Annotated in this window: 25 protein-coding genes; 14 read left to right on the top strand and 11 right to left on the bottom strand. The window is 68.1% G+C overall.

Annotated features, from left to right (window positions below):
• Nucleotides 1-131 precede the first annotated feature (131 nt).
• The 3 genes from NLI89_RS07965 to pnuC are packed head-to-tail and all read left to right on the top strand — an operon-like array spanning nt 132 to nt 4,067.
• Nucleotides 132-2,357, top strand: a complete 2,226-nt coding sequence (locus NLI89_RS07965; protein WP_439144494.1) for a TonB-dependent receptor — start codon at nt 132-134, stop codon at nt 2,355-2,357.
• Between the two features lies 1 nt (nt 2,358).
• Nucleotides 2,359-3,501 carry a phosphotransferase enzyme family protein gene (locus NLI89_RS07960; protein ID WP_254686544.1) on the top strand — a complete coding sequence of 381 codons (1,143 nt, stop codon included), beginning with the start codon at nt 2,359-2,361 and terminating at the stop codon, nt 3,499-3,501.
• Nucleotides 3,498-4,067 carry a nicotinamide riboside transporter PnuC gene (gene pnuC / locus NLI89_RS07955; RefSeq protein WP_254686543.1) on the top strand — a complete coding sequence of 190 codons (570 nt, stop codon included), beginning with the start codon at nt 3,498-3,500 and terminating at the stop codon, nt 4,065-4,067. The genes NLI89_RS07960 and pnuC overlap by 4 nt, the downstream gene beginning before the upstream one ends.
• Nucleotides 4,068-4,076: 9 nt before the next feature.
• On the opposite strand, the gene pcaF is transcribed toward pnuC, so the two are convergent.
• The 8 genes from pcaF to pobA are packed head-to-tail and all read right to left on the bottom strand — an operon-like array spanning nt 4,077 to nt 11,603.
• On the bottom strand, nt 4,077-5,279 hold the full coding sequence (pcaF, locus tag NLI89_RS07950; RefSeq protein WP_254686542.1) for a 3-oxoadipyl-CoA thiolase: 1,203 nt from the start codon (nt 5,277-5,279) through the stop codon (nt 4,077-4,079).
• Between the two features lie 2 nt (nt 5,280-5,281).
• Nucleotides 5,282-6,484, bottom strand: coding sequence for a bifunctional 3-oxoadipate enol-lactonase/4-carboxymuconolactone decarboxylase PcaDC (pcaDC, locus tag NLI89_RS07945; RefSeq protein WP_254686541.1), 1,203 nt, complete (start codon nt 6,482-6,484; stop codon nt 5,282-5,284).
• A 4-nt stretch (nt 6,485-6,488) separates the two neighbouring features.
• A complete protein-coding gene (locus tag NLI89_RS07940) occupies nt 6,489-7,646 on the bottom strand; it encodes a lyase family protein (RefSeq protein ID WP_254686540.1) in 1,158 nt (385 codons plus the stop codon).
• Entirely contained in the window at nt 7,643-8,326 is a 684-nt protein-coding gene (gene pcaG / locus NLI89_RS07935) for a protocatechuate 3,4-dioxygenase subunit alpha (protein ID WP_254686539.1), read from the bottom strand. Before pcaG ends, NLI89_RS07940 begins: the two co-directional genes overlap by 4 nt.
• Nucleotides 8,316-9,044, bottom strand: coding sequence for a protocatechuate 3,4-dioxygenase subunit beta (gene pcaH, locus NLI89_RS07930; protein WP_254686538.1), 729 nt, complete (start codon nt 9,042-9,044; stop codon nt 8,316-8,318). Before pcaH ends, pcaG begins: the two co-directional genes overlap by 11 nt.
• Complete coding sequence (locus tag NLI89_RS07925) at nt 9,041-9,718, bottom strand: 3-oxoacid CoA-transferase subunit B (protein WP_254686537.1); 678 nt, start codon at nt 9,716-9,718, stop codon at nt 9,041-9,043. The genes pcaH and NLI89_RS07925 overlap by 4 nt, the downstream gene beginning before the upstream one ends.
• A complete protein-coding gene (locus NLI89_RS07920; RefSeq protein WP_254686536.1) occupies nt 9,715-10,425 on the bottom strand; it encodes a CoA transferase subunit A in 711 nt (236 codons plus the stop codon). The genes NLI89_RS07925 and NLI89_RS07920 overlap by 4 nt, the downstream gene beginning before the upstream one ends.
• Nucleotides 10,422-11,603, bottom strand: a complete 1,182-nt coding sequence (pobA, locus tag NLI89_RS07915; protein ID WP_254686610.1) for a 4-hydroxybenzoate 3-monooxygenase — start codon at nt 11,601-11,603, stop codon at nt 10,422-10,424. Before pobA ends, NLI89_RS07920 begins: the two co-directional genes overlap by 4 nt.
• A 125-nt stretch (nt 11,604-11,728) precedes the next feature.
• Here pobA and NLI89_RS07910 point away from each other — a divergent pair, with 125 nt between their 5' ends.
• The gene (locus tag NLI89_RS07910) at nt 11,729-12,607 is read left to right on the top strand and encodes a helix-turn-helix domain-containing protein (protein ID WP_254686535.1); all 879 of its coding nucleotides are present in this window, start codon (nt 11,729-11,731) and stop codon (nt 12,605-12,607) included.
• 5 nt (nt 12,608-12,612) lie between these two features.
• Here the strand turns inward: NLI89_RS07910 and NLI89_RS07905 are convergent, their stop codons facing one another.
• A complete protein-coding gene (locus NLI89_RS07905) occupies nt 12,613-13,941 on the bottom strand; it encodes a sensor histidine kinase (RefSeq protein ID WP_254686534.1) in 1,329 nt (442 codons plus the stop codon).
• On the bottom strand, nt 13,938-14,612 hold the full coding sequence (locus NLI89_RS07900; RefSeq protein WP_254686533.1) for a response regulator: 675 nt from the start codon (nt 14,610-14,612) through the stop codon (nt 13,938-13,940). The genes NLI89_RS07905 and NLI89_RS07900 overlap by 4 nt, the downstream gene beginning before the upstream one ends.
• A 95-nt stretch (nt 14,613-14,707) precedes the next feature.
• On the opposite strand from NLI89_RS07900, the gene NLI89_RS07895 reads away from it, so the two are divergent.
• The 10 genes from NLI89_RS07895 (at nt 14,708) to NLI89_RS07850 (ending at nt 25,186) form a co-directional block, all read left to right on the top strand.
• Complete coding sequence (locus NLI89_RS07895) at nt 14,708-15,970, top strand: efflux RND transporter periplasmic adaptor subunit (RefSeq protein ID WP_254686532.1); 1,263 nt, start codon at nt 14,708-14,710, stop codon at nt 15,968-15,970.
• Nucleotides 15,967-19,155, top strand: a complete 3,189-nt coding sequence (locus NLI89_RS07890) for an efflux RND transporter permease subunit (protein ID WP_254686531.1) — start codon at nt 15,967-15,969, stop codon at nt 19,153-19,155. The genes NLI89_RS07895 and NLI89_RS07890 overlap by 4 nt, the downstream gene beginning before the upstream one ends.
• Entirely contained in the window at nt 19,152-20,573 is a 1,422-nt protein-coding gene (locus NLI89_RS07885; protein WP_254686530.1) for an efflux transporter outer membrane subunit, read from the top strand. Before NLI89_RS07890 ends, NLI89_RS07885 begins: the two co-directional genes overlap by 4 nt.
• A gap of 3 nt (nt 20,574-20,576) precedes the next feature.
• Nucleotides 20,577-21,203, top strand: coding sequence for a hypothetical protein (locus NLI89_RS07880; RefSeq protein WP_254686529.1), 627 nt, complete (start codon nt 20,577-20,579; stop codon nt 21,201-21,203).
• A gap of 106 nt (nt 21,204-21,309) precedes the next feature.
• The gene (locus NLI89_RS07875) at nt 21,310-21,531 is read left to right on the top strand and encodes a hypothetical protein (protein ID WP_254686528.1); all 222 of its coding nucleotides are present in this window, start codon (nt 21,310-21,312) and stop codon (nt 21,529-21,531) included.
• 212 nt (nt 21,532-21,743) lie between these two features.
• On the top strand, nt 21,744-22,109 hold the full coding sequence (locus NLI89_RS07870) for a hypothetical protein (RefSeq protein ID WP_254686527.1): 366 nt from the start codon (nt 21,744-21,746) through the stop codon (nt 22,107-22,109).
• 94 nt (nt 22,110-22,203) lie between these two features.
• Nucleotides 22,204-23,595, top strand: coding sequence for a mechanosensitive ion channel (locus NLI89_RS07865; RefSeq protein WP_254686526.1), 1,392 nt, complete (start codon nt 22,204-22,206; stop codon nt 23,593-23,595).
• 40 nt (nt 23,596-23,635) lie between these two features.
• On the top strand, nt 23,636-23,920 hold the full coding sequence (locus NLI89_RS07860) for a CsbD family protein (RefSeq protein WP_254686525.1): 285 nt from the start codon (nt 23,636-23,638) through the stop codon (nt 23,918-23,920).
• 139 nt (nt 23,921-24,059) lie between these two features.
• The gene (aqpZ, locus tag NLI89_RS07855) at nt 24,060-24,920 is read left to right on the top strand and encodes an aquaporin Z (RefSeq protein WP_254686524.1); all 861 of its coding nucleotides are present in this window, start codon (nt 24,060-24,062) and stop codon (nt 24,918-24,920) included.
• Nucleotides 24,917-25,186, top strand: a complete 270-nt coding sequence (locus NLI89_RS07850; RefSeq protein WP_254686523.1) for a hypothetical protein — start codon at nt 24,917-24,919, stop codon at nt 25,184-25,186. Before aqpZ ends, NLI89_RS07850 begins: the two co-directional genes overlap by 4 nt.
• A gap of 100 nt (nt 25,187-25,286) precedes the next feature.
• Here the strand turns inward: NLI89_RS07850 and NLI89_RS07845 are convergent, their stop codons facing one another.
• On the bottom strand, nt 25,287-25,781 hold the full coding sequence (locus NLI89_RS07845; protein WP_254686522.1) for an Hsp20 family protein: 495 nt from the start codon (nt 25,779-25,781) through the stop codon (nt 25,287-25,289).
• Between the last annotated feature and the right edge of the window lie 64 nt (nt 25,782-25,845).

Raw genomic sequence — 25,845 nt, 5'->3', positions numbered from 1 at the left:
CTCCGATTGGAGTGGACGTGAACGTTTTTGGCACTAGTTTTCCGTTTTTGACGTCCGCGGCGGTAACGCGTCGTGGTCATGGGCTGCGGGTCGCACTGACCTTGTCGACGGCCGTGTTCGCGCAGTCCGCAATGGCGCAGGTCGCGCCCGAACCTGCCGATACCACCGAGATCCGCGTCGTCGGCACGCCCGATCCGGCGGGGCTGCTGCCCGACCAGAAGGTGCCGCGCGCGCAGAGTGCGATTTCCGCCGACTTCGTCGTCAAGCAGGCGCCGACGCTCAACGCGTTCCAGCTTGTCACGCTGCTGCCCGGTGCGAACGTCGCGTCGAGCGATCCGTACGGCCTGTCGACGAGTTCGAGCCTGACGTTGCGCGGGCTCGGCCAGGACGAGATCGGCGTGCTGATGGAGGGCGCACCGCAGAACGACATCGGCTATTATTATGCCTATCCGTCGCAGTTCGCCGACCCCGAGAACCTCAAGCGCATCTCGCTCGCACAAGGGTCGGTCGATATCGATTCCCCGACGCTCGGCGGGGCAGGCGGGTTGTTGTCGCTGGCGCTCGACGATCCGAAGGCGCGTCCCGGCGCGCTGGTCGACCTGTCGCTCGGCAGCTACGCGGCGCGGCGCGCGTTCTTCCGCATCGATAGCGGGACGATCGGGAATACCGGGCTGAAGGCGTTCCTGTCCTATTCGAACACCCGCGCGGACAATTGGCGCGGTGCCGGCTACGACACGCGCCAGCATGTCGACGCCAAGATCCTCAACGAATGGGGCGCCGGCAACCGCGCCAGCCTCGCGCTGTCGTACAACGACGCGAACTCGTCGAGCTATCCGAGCCCGACGCTCGCCGAGTGGAACGCGCAGGGTCGCGATTTCAATTTCGACGAGCGCTACACGGCGGGGAACACCAACTACTGGCGGCTGTACCGCGCGCCGTTCCGCAACCTCTATGCCTCCGCGCCGGTGCATATCGTGCTGAACGACCGGCTCGCGCTCGACACCACGAGCTATCTCCAGTTCGGCTACGGCAACTCGCCCTACGGAACGCAGCTGACCACCGAGGGCAATTTCCTCGGCACCGAAGAACTCGCCCAGCCGATCGCATTGCCTGGCGCGGTCGACGGCGTGGCGACCGTGCTCGGCAATTATACCGGCGACCAGATGCGCGTCGGCAACGTCAGCAAGCTGACCCTGAAGGCCGGCATGCACACGCTGACCGCCGGGCTCTGGTTCGATTACGGCACCGACCGCGTCACGCAGTCGTACACGTCGATCGACGCCGACGGGCAGCCGTTCGACCGCTGGGGCTATCGTTCAAAGGCGATCCGCACCGCCGACGGCCGCCTGCTGGCCTATGAGAACCAGCGCACCGTCACCGTGACGAAGGGCTTCTTCATCGCCGACAGTATCGCACTCAGCCCGCGGCTGACGATCGATGCCGGGTTCAAGGGCGTCAACGTCTTGCGCAACGGCCGCACCTATCTGCCGGGACCGCAGGACAAGGTGCGCAACGACAGTTTCGCCGCATTGCCCCGTGCCGCGATCCACTACCGGCTCGACGATCGCCAGCAGCTGTTTGCCAACATCACCACCAACTTCCGCACCCCCAACGAGTTCACGCTCTACAACAGCTATTTCGGCGGCGAACTGGTCGTGCGGGGGACGAACGCGCTCAAGAACGAATATTCGGTCTCGCAGGAGATCGGCTATCGCTTCATCGGCGAGCAGCTCTCGGCGTCGGTGACGGGCTTCCACTACAAGTTCCGCAATCGCCAGCTCGCCACCGTGATCGACCAGGGCGGGGCGCAGGTCAACGCGACGATCAACGCCGGCGGACAGACCTCCTACGGCGTCGATGCGGAGATCGACTACCGCCCGGTCGCCGGTGTCAGCCTGTACCTCTCGGGCGAATATCTGCGCGCACGGATCGACGACGACCTGCCCGTCGGCGTGGACTTCCTGCCGACCCGGGGCAAGCACGCAGTCTCAAGCCCGACCGTCCAGTTCGGCGCTGGCGGGATCTATGACGATGACCGCTTCTTCGGCAGCGTCGCGTCGAAATATATCGGCCGGCAATATGCGAGCTTCATGAACGACGAGCGCATCAAGGGCTATGCGACGCTCGACCTGTCGGTCGGCATGCACCTCGCCGACTGGCTCGACGGCAAGCGCACCGACCTGCGCGTCAACGCGATCAACGTCACCGATCCACACGTCCTCGCCGGCGTCCAGTCGGTCAGCACCAACGCGCAGGACACGATCGGCCGCAACGGCACGGTCATCGCCGGCTCGCCGCCCGCTTATTATGTCGGCAGCGGTGCGGCGGTCATGGTAACGATCTCGCGGGCGTTCTGAGTTGGCGACGCAGCCCGCGCATCTCGTCCACGGCATGGGCACCGCGATGGAGGCGCCGACCTGGCCGGCGATAACCGCCGACGAGGCCGCAGCGGTTATTGCCCGCTTTCCGGCGGCGGGGCGGCTGACCGGGCTGCACTGGCATTCCCCGCGGCCCTTCTCCGCCGCGACACTGGCGCACACGACGCAGGGCGCGTTCCTGTTGAAGCGTCACCATTACAGCGTCCGCACGGTCGAAGGGCTGGCGGAGGAACACGCGTTCATCGCACACCTTGCCGGCGCGGGCATGTCGGTGCCCGAGGTGATGGCGACCGCAGACGGCGCGACGGCGGTGGCGAGCGGCGCCTGGTCGTACGAGCTGCACCGTCAGGCGCCTGGCGCGGACCTGTACCGCGACAGCCTTTCATGGACGCCGTTCGTCTCTCGCGCGCATGCCCATGCCGCCGGGATGGCGCTCGCGACGCTGCACGAGGCGGCGCGCAGTTTCACCGCGCCGCCCCGCCGCCCGCAGCCGTTGGTTGCCAGCTTCACCATCCTGCCCGCCGCCGATCCGATCGCCGCGGCCGAAGCCTATGTCGCGGCCCGTCCTGCGCTGGCCGCGTTCCTCGAATCGAGGCCATGGCCACGCGAGCTGCGGAGGCTGTTCGAAGCCTTGGGGCAGGGATTGGCCCCTCTGCTTGCCGAGCAGACGCCGCTATGGACGCACAACGACTGGCACCCTTCCAACCTGCTCTGGGCAAGCGACGGCAGTGTCCGGACCGCGTTCGACTTCGGACTCGCCGATCGCACCTGCGCGGTCCACGACATCGCCACCGCGATCGAGCGCACCGCCGTTCGCTGGCTCGAGCTGGGGCAGGGGACGGGCGACATCGGCGATCCGGCGGCAGCACTCGCGCTGCTCGCCGGCTATGCCACGACCGCGCCGCTCGGCCGCGCAGACATCGAGGCGATCGTCCGCCTGTTGCCGCTCGTGCACCTCGAGTTCGCTTTGTCGGAGATCGAGTATTTCACCGCGGTCGTCGAAGACCCCGCGTCCGCGGCACTGGCCTGGGACGACTATCTGATCGGCCACGCCGCATGGTTCCAGTCCGCGCCTGGCCGAGACTTCCTCCGCGCGATCGAAACCGGAGCACCCCCGCGATGACTGCGTTCGAGATCGTCGCGGTCGCGGTGAGCGTCACAGGCATATGGCTGACCGCCACGCGCCGCATGCTGTGCTGGCCGGTCAATCTCATAGCCTGCGCGCTGTATTTCAAGCTGTTCCTCGACGTTCGGCTCTATGCCGACATGGTCCTCCAAGCGCTGTTCGGGCTCGCGATCCTCTACGGCTGGGTCGCCTGGACTCGCGGCAAGGACGCTGCGGGGGACGTCGTCGTGGTGCCGTTACGTCCTGCTCACGCGATTGCGAGCCTCGCCGCGGGCGCTGTCGGCGCGGTGGCGATCGGCTGGTTCATGAGCCGCTTCACCAACGCCTCGCTGCCATGGATGGACGCCGCGCTCAGCAGTTTCAGCCTGGTCGCGCAATATTGGACGGCGCGTCGCCATACCGCCAACTGGCTGCTCTGGATCGTCGTCGACGTCCTCTATGTCGGCATGTTCCTGGTCAAAGGCCTGACGCTGACCGCCGGCCTCTACGCGGCGATGATCATGCTTGCGGTGATCGGCTATCGGCAGTGGCGCAAGGCCGAGCTCGATAGGTCGCCTGCGTGAGTGCCGCGCTCAGACGCGTTCGAGCAGCAGGGCGATCCCCTGGCCGACGCCGATGCACATGAACGCCATCGCATAGCGGCCGCCGCTCCGCTGCAGATCCTCGACCGCGCTCATCGTGATCCGAGCGCCGGACATGCCGAGCGGATGGCCGAGCGCGATCGCACCGCCGTTGCGGTTGACGCGCGGGTCGGCGGGATCGATGTCGAGCTCGCGCAGACTCGCGATCGCCTGGCTCGCAAAGGCCTCGTTGAGTTCGATCACGTCGAGCTGGTCGATCGTGATTCCGCCGATCGCGAGCAGTTTCCGCGCGGCCTCGACCGGGCCGACGCCCATGACCCGCGGCGCGACACCCGCGGCCGCCATCGCCACGATACGCGCGCGCGGCGTGAGGCCATGCTTGGCGGCGGCGCGCTCGGACGCGACCAGCACCGCGGCGGCGCCGTCGTTCAGGCCCGAGGCATTGCCCGCAGTGACCGTGCCGTCGGCGGCGACGACGGGCCGCAATTTCGCCAGCGCCTCCAGGCTGGTGGCACGGGGATGCTCGTCCTGCGCGAACAGGATCGGATCGCCCTTCTTCTGCGGGATCGCGACCGGCACGATCTCCGCGGCGAGCCGGCCATTGGCCTGCGCCGCCGCCGCCTTTTCCTGGCTGTGCAGGGCGAAGCGATCCTGGTCCTCGCGGCTGACGTTCCAGTCACGTGCGACGTTCTCGCCGGTCTGCGGCATGGTATCGACGCCGTACGCCGCGCGCATCGCCGGGTTGACGAACCGCCAGCCGAGCGTGGTATCCTGCAACGTCTGATCGCGGCCGAACGCGCTGCCGGCCTTGCCCATCACATAGGGGGCGCGGGTCATGCTCTCGACGCCGCCCGCCAGCATGAACTCGGCATCGCCGCTGCGGATCGCGCGCGCCGCGCTGCCGATCGCGTCCAGACCCGAGCCGCACAGCCGGTTGATCGTCGATGCCGGCACGGTCTCGGGCAAGCCGGCCAGCAGCACCGCCATCCGCGCGACGTTGCGGTTGTCCTCGCCCGACTGGTTCGCGCAGCCGAGGATCGTGTCGTCGATCGCGGCCCAGTCGACCCCCGGATTGCGGTCGATCAGTGCCTTGATCGGCAGCGCCGCGAGGTCGTCGGCGCGGATGCTCGACAGTGCGCCGTTGAGACGCCCGATCGGCGTGCGGATCGCGTCGCAGAGGAAGGCATCGGCCATCGTCAGTCCTTTTCGATGTCGGCAATGATCTTCGCGGCTTCGGCGAAGGCCGTGTTGGCGGCGGGCACGCCGGCATAGATCGCGGTCTGCATCAGGACTTCCTTCAGCTCGTCCTGCGTGAACCCGGCGCGGGTCAGCCCGGCGCGGACGTGGAGGCCGAACTCCTCCCAGCGACCCAGGCTGACGGTGATCGCCAGCACCAGCAGGCGCCGCGTACGGTCGTCGAGCCCGGGGCGTCCCCAGATCTCGTTCCAGGCGATCCGCGTGATCATCGCCTGGAAATCGGCGTTGAACGGCGTCCGGTTGGCGAGCGACCGGTCGACCCAGGCATCGCCCAGGACCCGCCGACGGTTGCGCAGCCCCGCATCGAACAGCGTATCCGCGGCGTCTTGCACGACATCGGTCGAACCGTCGGGGGCGGCGGGATCGCCCAGCAGGAAATCGCGGATCGCCGCGGCGAGTTCGGCGGGGGCCTCGATTGAAGCGAGATGCGCGGCGGCGATATGGACGACCTGCGCACCGGGAATGCCGGCGACGATGCGATCACCGTGGCCCTGATAGGGCGTCGACGTATCGCGGGATCCGGCGACGACCAGGGTCGGGACAGTAATCTCGGGTAGGCGGCCGACGATCGCCATGTCGCGGATCGCGGCGCCGGCGCCCGCATAGCCTGCGGTCGGCGTCGCGAGCAGCCCGGCTCGGACCGTCGCGGCGGCCTCGGGATGCGCCGCGGTGAAACCGGGCGACAGGAAGCGGCCCATCGCCATGTCGGCGATCGCCGCGACGCCGCCAGCCCGCACCGTGGCGATCCGATCGGACCAAGCGGTGGCGTCCATCGTCGCCGAGGTGCAGATCGGCACCAGCGCCGAAATTCGCGCAGGATGATCGAGCGCGATCTGCATCGCGATCATCCCGCCGAGCGAGATGCCCGCGACCGAGGCGGTCTCGATCCCGGCGGCGTCCATCACCGCGACGACATCGGCCGCCAGCGTCGGCAGGTCATAGTCGCCGTCGGGTGCATCGGATGCACCATGGCCACGCGTGTCGATCCTCAGCAGGCGGAACGAGCGCACCAGATACGGGATCGCACCGTCCCACAGACCGAGATCCGAGCCGATCGAGTTCAGGAGCACGAGCGCCGGCTTGTCCTCGGCGCCGTCGAGTTTCCAGTAGAGGCGAACGCCGTGATTGGTGGTGAAGGGCATCGGGTTATCCTTGTCGATGCGGTGCACGGGTCGCGGCGAGCAGCGCGGCGACGATCGCCTCGCTCTCGCCGATGTCGGTGCCGATGCCGGCCGCGGCGAGGTTGCGGGCGATCGCGTCGCGGTCGATGTCCAGGCCCTCGGCGACCACGGCCATCGCCGCGGCACTGCCGGCCGCGAGCAGGAACAGGTCGGCGAGCGCCGGCCCCTCCGCCTGCCAGCCGCCCAGGCCGCGTTCCTCCTCCGCGGCCAGTCCGGACAGGATGCCGGCGACCAGCCCGGGCGCGCGGTAGTGGGCGGCGAGCGCGACCTGGCACCCGGTCGGGTTGCGCTTGTGGGCCATGGCAGACGACCCGCCGCGACCCGCAATCGCGGGTTCGCGGGTCTCGCCGATCTGGTTCTGCGCCAGCAACGAGATGTCGCGCGCCATCTTCGCGAGCGCGCCGATCACGATGCCGGTCGAGGAGGCGATGGCCGCGGTACCCGTGCGCCGCCCGTGCCACGGCGCCGCCGATGCGAGCCCGAGCGACCGGGCGACATGCGCGGCGATCGTGCTGCCCTTGCCGTCCAGTCCTGCGCGCGTGCCGGCCGCACCGCCAAGCTGGACCGTCGCGTGCGCCCCGACGTCGCGCGCCAGTCCGTGCATCGCGTCGTCGATGCCCGCCATCCACTGCGCGATCCGGACGCCGAACCCGATCGGCAGGGCATCCTGCAACAGCGTCCGTCCGACCGCGGGCGTCGTAGCATGGCGATCGGCGAGCGGAGCCAGCGCGGCACCGATGCGAGCGACATCGGCGGCCAGCAGCGCGGTGGCCGCCCTGACCTGACTCATCAGCGCGGTGTCGGCCACGTCCTGGCTGGTGGCGCCGACATGAACCCAGCGCGCGACGTCGGGCGGACAGGCCGCTCGCAGCCGCGCGACCAAAGGAATCGCCAGCGTGCCGGCCAGCGCCGCCTCGTCGGCGAGTGTCGCCGGGTCGATCTCCAACGTGGCGCACGCCGCACCGATCGCATCGGCGATCGCCGGCTCGACCAGCCCCTCGGTCGCCTGTGCGCGGACAAGTGCCGCCTCGAACGCGAGCGCGTGCGCGATCGTCGCGTGGTCGCCGAACACCGCCAGCATCGCTGGCGTCGCTGCCGGTCGGGTGCGGAGCCAGTCGCTCATAGGTCGAAGAAGACGGTCTCGCGGTCGCCGCCGAGCGCGATGTCGAACCGCCAGCGTCCTTCCGCGTCGCGCGCGGCGATCAGCGTTTCGCGGCGGGCAGCGGGAACGGCCTGCAACACCGGATCCTCGTCATGACCCTCGTCGCCATCGAAATACAGCCGCGTCGCCAGCCGTTTCAGCACGCCGCGTCCGAAAACCGACACCGCGATATGCGACGCCTGCAGCGTGTTGCCGGGGCCGGGCACGCGGCCGGGGCGAACCGTCCGGAAGCGATAGAGCCCGTCCGCATCGATCGACGCACGGCCGAACCCGACGAAATGGGGATCCGGCTCGCCCTCAGGTCCGCCGGGATAGCGGCCTGCTGCGTCCGCCTGCCAGATCTCGATCATCGCATCGAGGATGACGTCGCCGTTCGCATCGCGGACATCGCCGACGATCTCGATGACCTCGCCCGCCGGCGTCCCGCTGCGCGACGAGCGCGCGAGGACGTAATGATCCGGACCGAACAGATCGGGGCGGGCGCCCATGTCCGACGTGCCGACCAGATCCGCGCCGCCTTTCCAGGGCAGGCCGTAATGGAAGAAGGGCCCGACGGTCTGCGACGGGGTCTGGCCGAAGATCGCCGGGTCCTGATTGTCCTGTCGCGGCGCGGGAGCGCGGGTTTCGAGATCAATGGTCATGATCGTCTCCGGCATCGGGCTCGAACGGCGTCTCGTCGCGGCCCTTTAGCACGATATCGAACAGATAGCCGAGCGCCCAGGCGGGCACGGACGTGTCGATGTCGAAGCGGCCGACCATCCGCTGACGATAGGGCATCGGCACCGCGTTGGCGATCGGATCGATCTCGATCAGCGGGTCGTCGGGGAAATACATCTGCGTCACGAGTCGGGTCGCGAACGCGGGCCCGAGCAGCGAAAGGTGGATGTGCCCCGGCCGCCATGCGTTCTTGTGATTGCCCCAGGGATAGGCGCCGGGCCGGATCGTGACGTAGCGATAGCGGCCCTCGGCATCGGTCACGACGCGACCTGCCCCGGTGAAATTGGGATCGAGCGGTGCATCCCAGGTATCGGCCGAATGGACGTAGCGACCTGCCGCATTGGCCTGCCAGATCTCGATCACGGTGTTCGGCACGGGACGTCCGCGATCGTCGAGCACGCGACCCGACACGACGATGCGCTGGCCCTGTGGGGCCCCCGGATGCTGCGTCGTCATGTCGATGCCGGACGGCCCGACCATCAGTCGTTCCCAATGGCCGGTCGGGCCGCTGGTCTCGGTCAGCGTCGCCGGGATCCGTACCAGCGGTTGGCGCGGGCTGCGCAGGACGGTCGATCGATAGTCGGGGACCAGCGAGGGCGGGGCGCCGGCATCCTCGCGATCATAGGCCACGACCCCGGTCATGCCGCCGCCTCCGCCTCGAGTGCCACGGCGAACGCCGCGCCGGTCTTCGCCCGCACGTCGTCGAGCGAGATGCCGGGCGCGAGTTCGATCAGCGTCAGCCCGCCGTGCGCCGTGTCGACGACCATCACGCACAGGTCCGTGACGATCAGGTCGACCACGCCCTGGCCGGTCAGCGGCAACGTACACGCTTCCAGGATCTTGGGTTCGCCGTGCTTGTTGGCGTGATCCATCACCACGACCACGCGCTTCACGCCCGCGACGAGGTCCATCGCGCCGCCCATGCCCTTGATCATCTTGCCGGGGATCGTCCAGTTGGCGATGTCGCCATTCGCCGCGACCTCCATCGCGCCGAGTACGGTCAGGTCGATATGCCCGCCACGGATCATCGCGAAGCTGTCCGCGCTCGAAAAGAACGACGATGTCGGCAGCGCGGTGATGGTCTGCTTGCCGGCATTGATCAGGTCGGGATCCGCTTCGCCCTCATAGGGAAACGGCCCCATGCCGAGCATCCCGTTCTCCGATTGCAGCGTCACGTCGATGCCGTCCGGAATATAGTTCGCGACCAGCGTCGGGATGCCGATGCCCAGATTGACGTAATAGCCGTCGCGCAGTTCGCGCGCCGCGCGGGCGGCCATCTGTTCGCGGCTCCAGCCACGGGTCTGCTCGGCCATCATGCGGTCTCCCTGGGGCGGACGGTCAGTTTCTCGATCCGCTTCTCGTTGATCGTGCTGAGGACGATGCGGTCGACATAGATGCCCGGCGTATGGATGCAGTCGGGATCGAACGTGCCGGCCTCGACCATTTCCTCGACCTCGACGACGGTGACCTTCGCCGCGGTCGCCATGACGGGATTGAAGTTGCGCGCGGTCTTGCGGAACATCAGGTTCCCTGCCGGATCGGCGCGCCACGCCTTGATGATCGCCAGGTCGGCGCGCAGCCAGGTCTCGCGGACATACGCCTCGCCGTCGAACGTCTCGACCGGCTTGCCCTCCGCGACGACGGTGCCGACCCCGGTCTTCGTGTAGAAGGCGGGGATGCCGGCGCCACCAGCGCGGATGCGTTCGGCGAGCGTCCCCTGGGGGTTCAGCTCTAGCGCGAGGTCACCGCTCAGATATTGCTGCTCGAACAGCGCGTTGTCGCCGACATACGAGCTGATCATCCGCGATATCTGGCGGCTTTGCAACAGCATCCACAGGCCGAAGCCGTCGGCGCCCGCATTGTTCGACACGACCGTCAGATCCTTGACGCCCGAGGCGCGGATCTCGGGGATCAGGCTTTCGGGATTGCCCGACAGCCCGAACCCGCCCGACATGATCGTCATCCCGTCGAACAACAGGCCGTCGAGCGCTGCTGCCGGGCTGTCGTAGTTTTTCCTGCTCATGCTGCCTCCAGGGGAAGTCCGACGTAATTCTCGGCGAGGGTCTTCTGCGCCGTGGGCGAGGTACGGATATAGTCCAGCTCGGCCATCTGCAGTCGCCGCGAAAAGCCGTCCATGTCCGGGAACCGGTGCGTGATCGAGGTGAACCACCACGAGAACCGCTCCGCTTTCCACACCCGCGCCAGGGCGCGGGCGGAATAGCCGTCGATCCCGGCCGCCGATCGTTCGATGAAGAATTCGGCCAGTGCCTCGCCCAGCATCGTCACGTCCGACACCGCGAGGTTCATGCCCTTGGCCCCGGTCGGCGGCACGATATGCGCCGCGTCGCCCGCGAGGAACAGCCGACCCCAGCGCATCGGTTCGGCGACGAACGAGCGCAGTGGCGCGATCGTCTTCTCGAACGAGGCGCCGCGAGTCACGCGCTCGCCGAGCGTCGGCCCCAGCCGCACGCACAATTCGTCCCAGAAACGGTCGTCGGACCACGCGCCGACATCGTCGTCTAGCGCGCACTGGATGTAATAGCGGCTGCGCGTCGGCGACCGCATCGACGCCAGCGCGAAGCCGTTCGCGTGGTTGGCATAGATGAGTTCGTGGTCGACCGGCGGCACGTCGGCGAGGATACCGAGCCAGCCGAACGGATAGACCCGCTCGAACGTCTGCAACACGTCGGCCGGGATGCTCGCGCGGCAGACGCCGTGAAAGCCGTCGCAGCCGACCACGATTTCGCAGTCGAGCCGCCGCGCGACGCCGCGTTCGGTCCAGCTGACCGATGGCCGGTCGCCATCCAGATCGTGCAGCTGGACGTCGTCGACGTTCCACAGGATCGACAGGTCGCGGGTCTCGGCGGCATCGAACAGGTCGCGCATGACTTCCTGCTGGCCATAGACGGTGACGGTGGAGCCACCGGTGAGCGCCGCCATGTCGATCCGGAACAGCGCGCCGTCGAGCGACAGGTTGGTGCCGCCATGCACCAGCCCCTCGCGCTCAAGCCGGTCGGCCAGGCCGAGTTTCCGCATGAGGTCGACGGTGACCTGTTCCAGCACGCCTGCGCGGACGCGACCCTCGACATAGGCGCGGTCGCGCCGTTCGATCACGACGGCTGCTATGCCTTGCTGATGCAGGAGATGGGCGAGGAACATCCCCGCCGGTCCGGCGCCGATGATCGCGACCTGTGTCCGCATGCCCTGCTCCTCTCCACCGACGGTATCCGCCTGGTCCTGATGTTGCGCGCGGACGCCGGCCTCGCCCATGGCAAAGCTGCGCGGAAAGTTGGACGATCCGCCTGCATCGTGACAGTATGCGATACATGGCGAACGATCCGGTCCCGCGTTTCTATCTGTACGGCGAGCCGCATCGCGCGGTCGCCGATGGCTTCGTCCATGCCGAGCATCTCGATGATCGCTCGCGTCCCAGCGAGTGGACGATCGCCCCGCACGCGCATGCCGAGCTGGTCCAGATCTTCGTGGTGACGACCGGCGGCGGGACGATGCGCGTCGAGGATCGCGTGCTGCACTTCGATGCGCCGGCGGTGCTGATCGTGCCGGCGGGCGTCGTCCACGGCTTTGCCTGGCACAGCGATTCCGCGGGGTCGGTGCTGACGCTGGCGCAATCCTATTTCCATGCGCTCGGGCGACGATATCCGGAGATCGGCACGGTGTTCGATCGGCCGCGCGTCCTCACCCCCGGCGAGGCGGACCTGCCGCCGATCGCCGCCGCGGTCGCCGTGCTGATGCGCGAACTGGGCTGGTCGGTGCCGGGCCACGCCGCGGCGGTCGACGCGGCGCTGCTGACGCTGCTGGTCTGGGCGCTGCGGCGGATCGATCCCGAGGACGGCGACCGGATCGCGATCCCCGGCACCGCCGCCCGGCTGGTCGCGCGGTACCGGGCGCGGCTCGACGAACGCTATCGCCTGCGCGAGGGCGTTGCCGAGCATGCCGCGGCGCTCGGCACCAGCGAGAGCCGGCTGCGGGCGGCCTGCGCGACGATCGCCGCATCGTCACCCGCGGCCATGCTCGATCAACGTGCGATGCTGGAGGCGCGCCGGTTGTTGCTGTATTCGAACCTGTCGGTCGCCGAGATCGGCTATGCGCTCGGGTTCGGCGATCCGGCCTATTTCACGCGCTTCTTCACGCGCCATTCGGGGCATTCGCCACGCTGGTTCCGCCGGGACCGCGCGGCGCACTAGCACCTTCAAAGCGGGGCGGGGTGACCCAGGCTCATCTGAAATCGCAGTCCCTTGCCGCCGGGGCCGGTCGCGACGTCGAGGACGCCGTGATGCGCGCGGGCGACCCGGTCGACGATCGACAGGCCGATTCCCGAACCTTCGGAGCGGGAGCCGTCGGCGCGCCAGAAGCGGTCCTTCAGCCGTGCAAGCTGGTCGGGCGCGACGCCGTCGCCGTCGTCGGTGACGGCGAGGCAGGGACCCGGCCCGATCTGGACGACGATCGCGGTGCCGGGCGGGGTGTGACGCACGGCGTTGTCGACGAGGTTCTCCAGCGCGAGGACGATGGCGCCCGGATAGCCGGTGCCGCGGATGTCCGACGACTGGTCTTCGAGTGCGATCGTTCGTCCGCCTGCGATGATTCCCGGCGCGCGACCGGCGATCACGGTTTCGGCCAATGCGAGGAGGTCGAGTGGTTCGCCGTCCTCCTCGACCGGCCGTTCGAGATCGGCGAGTGCGAGCAGTTGCGTCACCACGCGGGCGGCGCGGTCGACGGAGGCGAGCAGCGCCGTCTTCACCGCCGCATCGTCGACCGCATCCGCGCGCAGGCGGATCACCGCGAGCGGCGTGCGCAGTTCGTGCGCGATGTCCGCGGCGAACGCGGCCTGCGTGCGGAAGCCGTCCTCGAGCCGGTCGAGCGCTTCGTTGGTGGCGGCGGCGAGCGGCTCGACCTCGGACGGCAGCGTGCCGCGCGGCAACCGCGTGTCGAGCGTGCGCGGGCCGATCGCGGCCGCAGTTGCCGACACTGCCTGCATCCGCCGGGTGAGGCGCCGGGTGAGCAGCGCGCCGATCAGCGGCACCAGCGCGGCGATCGGCAGGACGAGCAGCGCGAACCGTTTCAGGAAGGCGCTGACGATGTCGTCGGTGACCACTTCGGGCGCGGCGCTGTCCTGCGATGCGACGATCCAGCGCCCGCCTCGCGTCGGCAGGCTGTACGCCTCGACGACCCCGCGGCGGAAGAAATGCGCGCCGCGATCCAGCGGTGCCGCGGCGATGACGTGCGGTCGGGCAGGCCCTTTTGCCAACAGGACCACGCGGTTCCGGTCGATGACCGCGATCGCCATGCCATCGGTCAGCGCGTCGCTGCGGAGCGCGGCATACGAGGGCAGGGCGCTCGCGACGATCGCCGCCTGCTGGCGGAGCAGCCGCCGCTGGTAATGATCGGCGGTGCTATGCAGCAGCGCAGCGACGCCGAGCGACAGCGCGATCGTCGCGACCAATGCGGTGACAATATGGAGCGCGACGAACTGGCCCAGCAGGGACCGGGGCAGCAGGGACCGGGGCAGCCTGGGCCTCACGGCTTGCACACGATCATGTAGCCGACGCCGCGCACCGTCTCGATCCGCGCGCCGCTATCCGCATCGTCGAGTTTCTTCCGCAGGCGGTGGACATAGACCTCGACCGCGTTCGAGCCGAGGTCGCCGCCCAGCCCGAACAGATGATCCTCCGCGATCCGCTTGGGCACGACGTTGCCCGCGCGCCGCAACAGCAGTTCGAGCAGCTCGGTTTCGCGCACCGACAACGCGATCGCCGCGTCCTCGACCCGCACCAGCCGCGTTTCGAGATCGAAGCTCAGGCGGCCGCACGTCAGCGACCGGCCGATATAGCCCCCCTGGCGTCGCAGCACCGCGAGCAGGCGGGCGTGGAGTTCGTCGACGTCGAACGGCTTCACCAGATAATCGTCGGCGCCTTCGTTCAGCCCGCGGATGCGCGCGTCGATCGCGCCGCGGGCGGTGAGGATCAGCACCGGGCGGGTGTCGCCGCGCCCACGCAACCGGTGCAGCAGCGAAAGCCCGTCCTCGTCCGGCAGCCCCAGATCGAGCAGGATCGCGGCATAGTCGCCGTGCTGGAGATAGGCGTCCGCTTCGTCGCCGCTGCGCGCGAGATCGACCGCGAAGCCGCGCGGGGACAGCGCTGCGGTCAGCGCCTGGGCGAGATCGCGGTCGTCCTCGATCAGCAATACCCGCATCGATCTTCGCCTCGTTTGGGTGCGGTGCAGCATCCGTAAGCGCGCTGTAAGCCAGCGACGCTACCGGCTCCAGTCTAATCCCCAAGGGGCTGATTATGCACGCATCCACGACACCCGAAACGCTCCCCCCGACCCGCGCTCTCTCTCGATCCGCCCAGATGCGCTGGCTGGGAATCGCGGCCGCCGTGATCGTCGGGCTGGTGCTGATCGTCGCGCTGATCGGCAAGCTCACGCATCACGAGCCCGCGCCCGCACCGGTCGCGCCGGCCGGGACGTTCCGGCCGACCAAGGACCAGATGGCCGGGCTGACGACGATGCGCGTCGGCTATGGCGCGTCCGATGCGCGGACGCTGGCGAGCGGCGCGATCACCGTCGACGGCGACCGGAGCACGCCGGTGCTGATGCCCTATTCGGGGCAGGTGGTGCGCGTGCTCGCGGATGCCGGGCAGCATGTGACGCAAGGCCAGCCGCTGTTGCTGATCAAGACCAGCGATTTCGTCGATGCGCGTAGCGGGCTGTTCGCGGCACGGGCGGCGGCGCAGAACGCGCAGGCGCAACTCGCCACCGCGGAGCGTACCGCGGATCGCCAGCGGCAGATCTACGAGACGGCGGGCGGCGCGCTGAAGGATTATCAGCAGGCCAAGACCGATCTCGCCGCCGCGCAGGCGACCGCGCGTACGGCGCAGGCGGCGCTGGGGGCGGCACGCGACAAGCTGTCGATTCTCGGCAAGTCGCAGGGCGAGATCGCGCGGTTGGAGAGCGTCGGCGAAGTGTCCGGCATCCATGACGTGACGACGCTGCACGCGCCGATCTCCGGCCTGATCGCCAGCCGCGACGTGTCGGCGGGGCAGTATCTGTCGCAGGGCGGCGACAAGCCGGTGATGACGATCACCGATCCGTCGCGCGTCTGGCTGATCGCGCAACTCGCCGAGGGCGATGCCAGCGCGGTGCATCTCGGCGACAGCGTCACCGTGACGACCCCCGCGCTGCCGGGGCGCAGCTTCCATGCGACGATCGACCTGGTCGGCGCCGCGCTCGATCCGCAGAGCCACCGCCTGCCGGTGCGCGCGACGATCGCCAATCCGGACGGCGCGCTCAAGCCTCAGATGTTCGCGAGCTTCTCGATCCAGCGCCCGCACAGCGACGACGCGTTGCTGGTCCCCGCCGAAGCGGTGATCCATGAAGGCGACGATGCCCGCGTCTGGGTAGTCCGGCCCGACGGCCTGCTCGTCGCGCGCACCGTCACGGCCGGCGAGGAACAGGACGGCAAGGTCGCGATCGTCGCCGGACTCAAGTCGGGCGAGCGCATCGTCACCGCGGGCGCGCTGTTCGTCAACGAAGCCGGTCTCGGCGAATGAACCGCATCGTCGAATTCGCGCTGCGTCAGCGGCTGCTGATCGTCGGCATCTTCGTCGCCATGCTGGTGGCGGGGGGCGTCGGCTTCTACAATCTCAACATCGAGGCGTATCCCGATCCGGTCCCGCCGATGGTCGAGATCATCACTCAGACGCAAGGCCTGTCGGCCGAGGAGATGGAGCGCAACGTCACCATCCCGATCGAGGTCGGCATGGCGGGCATCCCACATCTGACCGCGATCCGCGCGATTTCGCTGTTCGGGCTGTCGGACATCAAGATCCAGTTCAGCTACGACCTGACCAACGATCAGGCCAAGCAACAGGTCATCAACCGCCTGTCGCAGCTCCCCCCGCTCCAGGGAGGCGCACAGCCCACATTGTCCCCGACCAGCCCTGTCGGCGAGATCTTCCGCTACAAGATCACCGCGCCCAAGGGCTATTCGGTGATGGACCTCAAGACGTTGCAGGACTGGGTCCTACAGCGCCGGTTCAAGCGTATTCCGGGTGTGATCGACGTTACCGGATGGGGCGGCAAGCTGCGCGCCTATGACGTGGTCATCGACAACGACCGGCTCGCCACGCACAACGTGACGGTCGCGCAGGTACTGGCGGCGCTCGGCAAGAGCGACGGCAATGTCGGCGGCCAGACGATCAACTTCGGCGCGCAGGCCGCGATCGTCCGCGGCATCGGCCTGATCCAGTCGGTGTCGGGGATCGAGAACGTGCTGGTCGGCACCGGCGGCGGCCAGCCGGTGCTGCTGAAGGACGTCGCGCATGTCCGCATCGGCAACGAACCGCGCCTCGGCATCGCCGGCTACAACGACCAGGACGACATCGTCCAGGGCATCGTTCTGATGCAGCGCGGCGCGCAGTCGATGCCGACGATCCTCGCGGTGCAGAAGGAAGTGTCCGACATCAACGCGTCGGGCATCCTGCCGCCGGGCGTCCATCTCGACCGTGTCTATGATCGCTCCGACCTGATCCACCTGACGATCCACACCGTGCTGGAGAACATGGTGGTCGGCATCCTGCTGATCTTCGCGCTCCAGTGGATCTTCCTCGGCAATCTGCGCAGCGCGATCATCGTCTCGGCGACGATCCCGTTCGCGCTCGCCTTCGCGATCCTGATCCTGGTGTTGCAGGGCGAGAGTGCCAATCTCCTCTCGGTCGGCGCGCTCGATTTCGGGCTCGTGGTCGATGCCTGCGTGATCATGGTCGAGAACATCTTCCGCCATATGGTCGAGCGGTCCGCGCACGTCGAAAGCGGGAAGGGGCACTACACTTTGGCCAGCCGTTTCTCGGCGGTGCTCGGCGCGAGTTCGGAAGTCAGTCGCGGCATCTTCTTCGCCGCCGCGATCATCATCGCCAGCTTCCTGCCGCTGTTCACGCTGACCGGCGTCGAGGGGCATATCTTCGGGCCGATGGCGAAGACCTATGCCTATGCGATCTCCGGCGGGCTGATCGCGACCTTCACGGTCGCACCGGTGCTGGCGACCCTGCTGCTGCCCGACAAATTGTCCGAAGTGGAGACGTGGATCGTCGGCAAGCTGCGCCGCGTCTACGAGCCGGCGGCGGCGTTCGCGCTCGGCAACCGGGTCGTCGCGATCGGTGGCGCGCTGCTGCTGATGCTGCTCGCGGTGGTCGGTGTGCGCTCGCTCGGGATCGAGTTCCTGCCGCATCTCGAAGAGGGCAACATGTATATCCGCGCCACGCTGCCGGCGTCGGTCAGCCTTGAGGCGGGGCAGCCGGTGGTCAACGGCGTCCGCCGGATCCTGATGCAGTATCCCGAGGTGCAGGCGGTATTGTCCGCGCATGGCCGTCCCGATGACGGCACGGATTCGACCGGCTTCTTCAACGCCGAATATTTCGTGCCGCTGAAGCCGTTCGATACCTGGCCGAGCGGCGTCACCAAGGAGACGCTGACCGAGGAGCTGTCGAAGCGGCTGTCGGCCAGATATCCCGGCGTCGACTTCTCTTTCTCGCAGATCATCGAGGATAACGTCGAGGAGGCCGCCTCGGGCGTGAAGGGGGCGAACTCGATCAAGCTGTTCGGCCCCGACCTGACGACGCTCGAGAAATACGCCGACCAGATCAAGGCGCAGATGTCCAAGGTCCGCGGGATCGAGGATCTCGGCGTGTTCCAGTCGCTCGGCCAACCGACGGTGCGGATCGACGTCGATCGCGCGCGCGCCTCGCGCTACGGGCTGACGCCGGATGACATCAACGCGACCGTCGCCGCGGCGATCGGCGGCAAGTCGAACGTCGACCTGTACGAGAAGGACACCGATCGCCACTTTCCGATCGTCGTCCGCCTGAAACCCGAACAGCGCGACACGATCGACGCGATCCGCCGGATCACGATCGGCGCGCCGTCCCCCGATGGTGCCAGCACGATCCAGGTGCCGCTGTCGGAGGTCGCGGACGTGAAGCTCACCTCGGGCGCGTCGTTCATCTACCGCGAGCATCAGGAGCGCTACATCCCGATCAAATTCTCGGTCCGCGGCCGCGATCTCGGCGGTGCGGTCGACGAGGCGCATGCGCGGATCGAGCGGACCGTCCACCTGCCATCTGGCTATCACCTCGAATGGGCGGGCGAACTCGACAACCTCAACAACGCGGTCGCGCGACTGGAGGTCGTGGTGCCGATCAGCCTGCTGGTGATCCTGCTGCTGCTGTATGCGAATTTCGGCTCGATCCGCGACAGCCTGCTGGCGTTCTCGGCGATCCCGATGGCGATCATCGGCGGCGTGCTTGCGCTGGCGCTGACCGGCACCGCGTTCAGCATCTCGTCGGCGATCGGTTTCGTCGCGCTGTTCGGGATCGCGGTGATGGACGGGATCCTCGTGGTCACGACCTATAACCACGCGGTCGACGAGGGCGCGCGGCGGGAGAATGCGCTCGCGACTACAGTCCGCCATAGTCTCAGGCCGGTCGTCATGACCTGCCTCGTCGCGGCGATCGGGTTGCTGCCGGCTGCGCTGTCGAGCGGAATCGGCAGCCAGGTGCAAAAGCCGCTCGCGCTGGTCGTGGTCGGCGGGATGACGCTCGCGCCGCTGCTGATCCTGCTCGTCCTGCCGGTGCTCATCGATCGCTTCTCGAAGCGCGTGCCGCCCGAGGATCGCGGTGCGCACGGGCGCGACGTCGGCCATCATCCCCATCAAGACGGCCAGACGGAGGCCACGGCATGAAGCGTTTCGCCATCCTCCTGCTCGCAGGCGTCACCGGCGCGTGCACGATGGGCCCGCGCAATCTCGATGCGCACGCCAGCCTCCCGCCGGCCCCCGCGGCGCAGACCTTCGCACCGTCCAGCGGCACGGCCCAGGCTACCACGCTTTTGGCGGTCCCGGCCGAGTGGTGGCGCAGTTTCGGCAGCGCCCAACTCGACGCGCTCGTGGACGAGGCGCAGGCGCATGCGACCGACATCGCCGTGGCCGAGGCCACGTTGCGGCAATATCGCGAGCAGGGGGCGGCGACCTCAGGCTCGGCGCTGCCGCAGGCCGATGTGAACTATCAGGCGGAACGCACGCGGATCTCGAACGCGCTGTCGCCCGCGGTCGCGGACCAGAACCAGCAGCTTTATACGCTGCACACCGCGCAGGTGACGGTCAGCTACGACCCGGATGTGTTCGGCGGCATCCGCTCGAAAATCCGCTCCGCCCGCGCCGCGACCGAGACGCAGCGCCAGCGGCTTGCCGCGGCGCGGACCACGGTGATCGCCAATCTGGTCGAGGCGGTGATCCAGCGCGCATCGCTCGCCGAGCAGATCGCCGCTGCGCAGACGGCCATCTCGGTCAATCGCGATATCCTCCAGACGCTGGTCAAGCGTCAGCAGCTCGGTGCGGTCGGGGCCGCCGACGTCTCGACGCAGCAGGCAGCGCTGGCGACTGCCGAAGGCGCGTTGCCGCCGCTCGTGCGCGCCGAAGCGCATCAGCGGGTGGTGATCGGGACACTGATCGGGCGGTCGGCGGGCTCGGACCTGCCGCCGCTGCCGACGCTCGCGTCGCTCACTTTGCCGCGAGACCTGCCGCTGGTCGTTCCGTCCGATCTCGTCGCCCGTCGACCGGACGTGCTGGCCGCGCGCGCGCAACTCGAAGGGGCTGGGGCCGATGTCGGCACCGCGATCGCCGCGCGCCTGCCCGTGATCTCGCTCAGCGGATCGGCGGGCGGCACCGCCGAACGGTTCGGCGACATGTTCAAGAGCGGCAACCCGTTCTGGACGTTGATAGGCGGCATCACCCAGCCGATCTTCCACGCCGGTGCGCTCCGCCATCAGCAGCACGCCGCCGAAGCCGCGCTCGATGCCGCCAAGGCGCAATACCGTGCCGCGGTGCTCCAGGCGTTCGGCGACGTGTCCGACGCGCTGACCGGGCTGCGGACCGATGCCGACGCGCTCGACTCCGCCACGCGGGGGACCAATGCGTCGAGGCGTGCGCTGGACTTCGTCCGCCGCCAGCTTGCGCTCGGCGATGTCGGCACGCCTGCGCTGCTCAACGCCACCGCCACCGACGCGCAGGCCCGCGCGCAGGCGGTGCAGGCGCGCGCCGCGCGGTTGTCGGACACGGTCGCGCTGTTCCAGGCCGCGGGCGGCGGCGTTTCGGGAGGGTAAACGATGGGCGGCATAACCGGCGCGACGAGCGGCAAGTTCGTCCTGATGGCGGCGACCCTGTTGTTCCACGGCAGGGTCGACAACGCACGCACCCTGATCGCGATCGTGCCGGGCGCGCCGCATTCGGCGATCGGCGCAACGCTTGCCGATCGGATCGTGCACCGCGACCGGGTCAAGATCGGCATCCGCGCGGAGTATCTCTACGCGCCGATCGCCGCGGTCGAACCCGATCCGGCAGCAGGCGCGGACCTGCGGATCGGCCAGGATATCCTCGACGCCAACCCGATCGAGATCGACTTCCCGCACCACGAACTCCGCCTGTTGCTGCCGGGCGAAGCAGCGCGTGCCGAACGCGGGATGACCGCGATCCCGGTCACGCACCAGGCGGACGGCTCGATGACGGTGCCGCTGACGCTCGACGCTGCGCCACCGACTGCTGCGGTGCTCGATCTCGTCCATGCTACCGACGTGGCCGCGCCGACCACCGCCAGCGCCGTCGCGCTCGGACATGCGGTCCTGAAGAACGCCGTCATCTTACACGGTGCCACCCCGTCGGTCGGGCTCAAGGCCTTCAAGGACATGCGGGTGATCTTCGACCTCGGCCACGACCGGATCTGGGTCGCGACCTGACGGTGCCTCGGCTGGGTTAAGTATCTCGAAGATGAACGATTTCTCACGGAACGTCCCGCCTCCGCCGCCAGTATTTCAGGTCCACACTTCGTCATAGGAAACCGATATGCGCCTCGCTCCCCTGTTCGCTCTTCCGCTGCTCGTCCTGTCGGCCTCGCCCGTCCTCGCCAAGGGGTGCCTGCGCGGCGCCGCGGCCGGCGGTGTCGGTGGCCATTTCGTGGGCAAGGGCCACGCGGTCATGGGTGCCGCCGCGGGCTGCGTGGTCGCGCACCACCATTATGCCAAGCAGGCCCGCGCCAGAAAGGCTGCCTCCCGCGCCAACGGGTAAAGCGGCGTCCGATGATCCAGCCCGAACGCTCAGCGTTCGGGCTGGCGTCGAAATGCACCTTGGCGTGATGGCCGATAGTATAAAACAACCCCATTCCGGTGTGTTAAATACCTGGGATACAACCTGTCCGACGCGGGTTATGCGTTTGGGAAATATGGGTTTTACGTTCGATCGGACGGAGACCGCATGGCGCCCGAAGACAGGGGCTTATCATGACTCAGCATCGTAGTTTCGCACGCATCGCAGGGGTTCTCACCATCGGCATCGGCGCGCTGTCGCTGTCCGCGTGCGTCAACCCGTCGGCAAAGATCGCCACCTCGCTCGAGGGCTATGGCTTCCAGCCGGCGCAGTCGCAGTGCGTCGGCGATCGGCTTGAGGCGAACCTGTCGCTCGGGCAGCTCCAGCAGCTCGGTCGCGCCGCCAAGGCATCGCGCGAAGGCGACACGACGCCGGGCCGCCTGACCGTGAGCGATTTCATCCGCGTATCGGGGCAGGTCGAGGATCCCAAGGTACCGCTCGAAGTCGGCAAGGCCGCCGCTGCGTGCGGTATCCTCGCCGATCCGGCATCGCCGCTCTGAGGGAGCAGGGTCGGGCGCGGCATCGGCGTCCATTCGCAGGATGCCGCGTACCTTCCGGGATCAGGCCCCGTAGAGGGTTTTTAGGGATATAATCATGCAAGACGTAACCTATGCGGGCGATACGGTCGTATCGAACACCCGCGACTTTGGGGCGCAAGCCTGGAGCTATGTGGAAATCTGGACGCCGCGGATCATCGCCGCGCTGATCATCCTGGTGATCGGCTGGGCGATCGCCCGCGCCGTGAAGTGGGGCGTCGCCAAGCTCGTCAACAAGACGCCGCTCGCGATCCACGCCAACGAGCCGAACGCCAACCCGCGCAACCCGACCACGATCGGTGCGCAGGTCGGCGATGCCGCCTATTGGGTTGTCCTGCTGATTGCGCTGTTCCTCGCGACGCAGCCGCTGGGTCTCGCCGGCGCGACCGGCCCGCTCGGCGACATGCTGCAGGGCTTCGGCCAGGCGGTACCGCGGATCATCGGCGCCGCGCTGATCTTCTTCCTGGGCTATGTGCTCGCCAAGGTCGCCAAGAAGGCGGTCGAGGCGGTCATCACGGCCAGCCATGTCGAGCGTTTCTCGACGCATGTCGGTGCAACCAAGCCGAGCGATCCGACCATGCTGCCCCGTACCATCGGTGGCATCGTGTTCGCGCTGATCATCATCCCGGTGTCGATCGCGGCGCTCGACACGCTGAACATCGCGGCGATTTCGCAGCCGGCGACCGCCATGCTGCGCATCATCCTCGATGCGATCCCGCACGTCATCGCCGCCGGCATGATCCTCGCCGTCGCCTATGTCATCGCCAAGTTCGCGTCGCGTCTGCTGACGCAGTTCCTCGCCACGACCGGCTTCGACCGGACGATCGGGTCGATCGGCATCTTCGGCAATGTCGAGAACCGCGAGCTCGGCACGACCGGACCGTCGTTCGTGCCGTCGAAGGCGGTCGGCACCGGTGCTTTCGTCGCGATCCTGATCTTCGGCCTGATGGAAGCCTTCCGCCAGCTGAACTTCGCCTATGGCTCGCAGATCATGGCCGAGGTGCTGACGCTGTTCGGGCAGGTCGTGTTCGGTGCGATCATCATCTTCGCATCGGTCGTCATCGCGCGCTTCGTGGCCCATGCCATCGAGCGTAACGGCGACCAGGGCACGCGCGTCGCAGCACCAGTCGTGCGGATCGCGATCATCGTGCTCGGTACCGCGATCGGCCTGCGCTTCATGGGCTTGGCCGACGACATCATCAACCTGGCGTTCGGGTTGCTGCTCGGTGCGATCGCGGTGGCCTTTGCGCTGGCGTTCGGCCTGGGTGGTCGCGACGCTGCCGGCAATGCCGTCAAGCGGATGCTCGATGGCGCCAAGGCAAACGACGACGCTGCCACCGAGCGTGCGCTCGGCGAAGAAACGACGACGGATTCGATGAACCGTCCGCAATCCGGATCGTTCGAGGATCGTAACGACGTCCGCGACGTTACCGACACGCCCCGTTTCTGATCACTTCTTTTCAACCTGTTATCAACCAAGGAGACTATTCATGAACACCGACACCCTCGCAGGCGCAGCAACCGATTTCGGTGGCAAGGCCAAGGAAGCTCTCGGCACCGCGACCGGCGACAAGGCGCTCAAGAGCGAAGGCGTTGCGGATCAGTTGGGCGGCACCGTGCAGAAGACCGTCGGCCAGGCCAAGGACGTCGTCGAGGACAACATCCGTCCGCTCGTCGACTATGTGCGCCAGTTCTCGAAGGAGCGCCCCTTCACCGCAGCAGCGGTCGCCGGCGTCCTCGGCATCGCGCTGATCAACACGCTCCGCGGCAAGTAAGCCGTACGGGTAAGCTAAGCCGTACGGGTAAGCCGTACGGGCTCAGCCCAAAAGGGCGGCGGATGGCCAAAGCCTCCGCCGTCCCCATTTTCGAGGATCAGAGACGCACGTCGAGGCGTCCTGTACGAGGCATAAGAGGATGACCGAAGCGTCACAGTTTCGCGCCGCTGCCGGAGCAGCGCGGCGCCCCCGTCCGATCGCGACCGCGCGCCGTCTGGCAGCCGAGACGATCGGGACATTCTGGCTGGTCCTTGGTGGCTGCGGCGCCGCCGTACTGGCAGCCGGCACCGATGTTCCCGGTTCGATCGGGCTGGTCGGCGTCTCGCTCGCCTTCGGCCTCACCGTCTTCACGATGGCCTTTGCCGTCGGCTTCATTTCCGGCGGCCATTTCAATCCCGCGGTCAGCCTGGGCCTGACGATCGCCGGGCGGTTTCCCGCGCGCGATCTGCCCGGCTATGTCATCGCGCAGCTCGTCGGCGGGATCCTCGCCAGCGCGGCGCTGGCGGCACTCGCGTCCGGCACGGCCGGGTTCGACCTGGTCGCCAGCGGGTTCGCCGCCAACGGCTATGGCGCGCATTCGCCGGGCGGCTACAGCGCCGCGACCGCGTTTCTTGCCGAGGCGATCCTGACTGCCGGCTTCCTGACCGTCATTCTCGGCGCTACCGACGAGCGTTCTCCAGCAGCATTCGCGCCGCTCTCGATCGGCCTCGCGCTGACGCTCATCCACCTGATTTCGATCCCGATCGACAACACGTCGGTCAATCCCGCGCGCAGCACTGGCCCCGCCTTGTTCGTCGGCGGCTGGGCATTGTCGCAGCTCTGGCTGTTCTGGCTCGCACCGCTGACCGGTGCCGCCGTTGCCGGGCTGCTCGGCCGTTGGCTGTTCGTGCACAGCGACGAGGATCAGTCGCCCGGGCCGATCGGCGATACCCCGGTCGAGATGCTCGTCGCGGACGATCGCACCCCTGCGAACGCCCGCACGGAAGGGGGCCGCGCGTGATAGAGCACGGCGACCACAGCGATTACGATGCGGACTTCGACGAAGCCCATCACGAGCCCCGTTCCGAGGAGGAATGGGAGGGCCTGTGGAATACCGAGGAGCGCAACCGCGACACGCTCCGCAAGATCGAACTCGGGCTGGTCGTCGTCGCGGCCGCCGCGGCGATAGTTGTCCTACGCGGCGGCTGGTTGCGGCTTTCGTCGGGGCCGACCCACGTCGTTCCGTCTGCCGCCGATATCTACGTCAAGCCGCCGCCGCCACGCTGAAATCAGATGCGGCTCGCAAACTGCGGGCCGCATCGCGGAGAAAAAAGGGGCGGTTGCCAGCATCTTCGCCGGCAACCGCCCCTTGGGTCATCAAGGCCGATCAGGCGGCGTTACGGTCCGCCTGGTGATCCTCGATCCGGACCTCGGCATCGCGCGCGCGATCGTTCGCCGCGGCGCCGGTGATCTCGATCCGGCGCGGCTTCATCGCCTCGGGGATTTCCCGCTTCAGGGCGATCCGCAACAACCCGTTGTCGAAGCTCGCCGTCTGTACCTGGACGAAATCGGCGAGCTGGAAACGCCGCTCGAACGCGCGCGTCGCGATCCCGCGGTGGACGAAGCGACCCTCGTCGCGGTCGTCCGGCTTGCGCCCGCTGACCGTCAGCTGGTTGTTCTGCGCGACGATCTCGATGTCGTCGGGGCGGAACCCGGCGACCGCGAGCGTGATCTGATAGCTGTCCTCGCTCTCGCGCTCGATGTCGAACGGCGGATAGCCATCGACCGTCTCGGTCCGCGCGGTCGCCTCCAGCAGGTCGAACAGCCGGTCGAAGCCGACGGTGGACCGACGATAGGGCGTGAAATCGAAGTTCGTCCTCATATCCAAATCCTCCTCATGAGCAATCTGAGCACGAGGAGCACCGGGAGAGCCGGTGCCCTCAGTC

The sequence above is a fragment of the Sphingomonas faeni genome (assembly GCF_024273235.1).
GTDB lineage: Bacteria > Pseudomonadota > Alphaproteobacteria > Sphingomonadales > Sphingomonadaceae > Sphingomonas > Sphingomonas faeni_A.
The sequence above is the reverse complement of the archived record's forward strand: the minus strand, read 5'-3'. Positions and strand labels throughout refer to the sequence as shown.